Origin of the sequence: Nocardia sp. 852002-51101_SCH5132738 (assembly GCF_001665695.1) — a bacterium.
In the GTDB taxonomy this organism is placed as follows: Bacteria; Actinomycetota; Actinomycetes; order Mycobacteriales; family Mycobacteriaceae; genus Nocardia; species Nocardia nova.
Genome location: NZ_LZML01000161.1, coordinates 1 through 977, shown reverse-complemented (window position 1 = coordinate 977; position 977 = coordinate 1). Strand labels below are relative to the sequence as shown.

The 977-nt window shown below is 66.2% G+C and carries 1 protein-coding gene; it reads right to left on the bottom strand.

Going from position 1 to position 977, the window contains the following annotated elements; genetic code table 11:
- On the bottom strand, positions 1-977 hold a 977-nt coding region (locus A5789_RS37450), incomplete at both ends, for a replication initiator (protein WP_064927350.1).

The following is a 977-nucleotide window of genomic DNA, read 5'->3' as shown; positions in this document are numbered from 1 at the left end:
CCGCGCAGGCCGAGGGTTTCGCGGCGATGGGCTTTGCCCTTGCAGCGGCCGGGCTGGGTCTTGTCGCTGGCGCCCTTCGGGGTGATGCCGTAGCGCAGCCAGATCGGGCAGTTCGGCGAGCACGGAACCTTCTGGAGTTCGGCGTGGAGCCGCTCGTAATGCTCTGCCGCCCGGTCGGTCTGGGGCTCGATAACCTCAGCGATGGACTTGGTCAGGTATTTGGTCAGGTAGGCGACGTGGCGGGAAGCCTCTTCGGTGCCGCCCAGCACACCCTTGACGTGTTTCGGGTCGATCTGGTCGCCGAAGCGCACCACGTGGGCGGGTTCGAGGTCGTCCACGGTGTCGAGGACGTCGAGTGCCTCATCCCACGTGGGCAGCGGTTCGGCGGTGTCGGGATCGACGAATCGGCCGGCCGAGTAGTCCCAGACCGGCATCCGGCCCTCGGTGTACTGCTCGTTTTCCGGGTCGAAGTGCGGCCACCACACCTGGTGATACGTCGCCGCAGCGATCTGCAACACCAGCGCCCGAGGATCGGTGCCACGCACCGCCATGTGAATGTGCGGAGCTCCCCGTCTCTGCGGTTCCACCGTGGCGAAGTACTGGATATCGCGGCCAGTGGCGCGCCGGTAGTTCTGAACGAACCGATCGAACAAGGCCGGGAAGAACACGATGTCACGGGCAGCACGCCGGTAGTCGTAGGTGTCCGGGTTCCGGGGTGATCCGTCGCCGCAGGGCTTGCCCTTGCTGTTGATCGCGCCGTCATCGTTCATGCGCCCGTAGCTGGGCATGGTCAGCGTGATGAACATCGAGGGCCGGTACTTGCCCGCGTACTGGCGACCGATGGTCTTCTTGTCGATCTTCTTGCGGGGCAGATCCGGGACGTCCTGGCGGCGGCGGGTCGACCGTTTGCGCTCCGATTTCGGCTCGGGATCCAGCGCCGGAAGACGCCCGCGCACACCGGTCTCCCGCAACTCCGC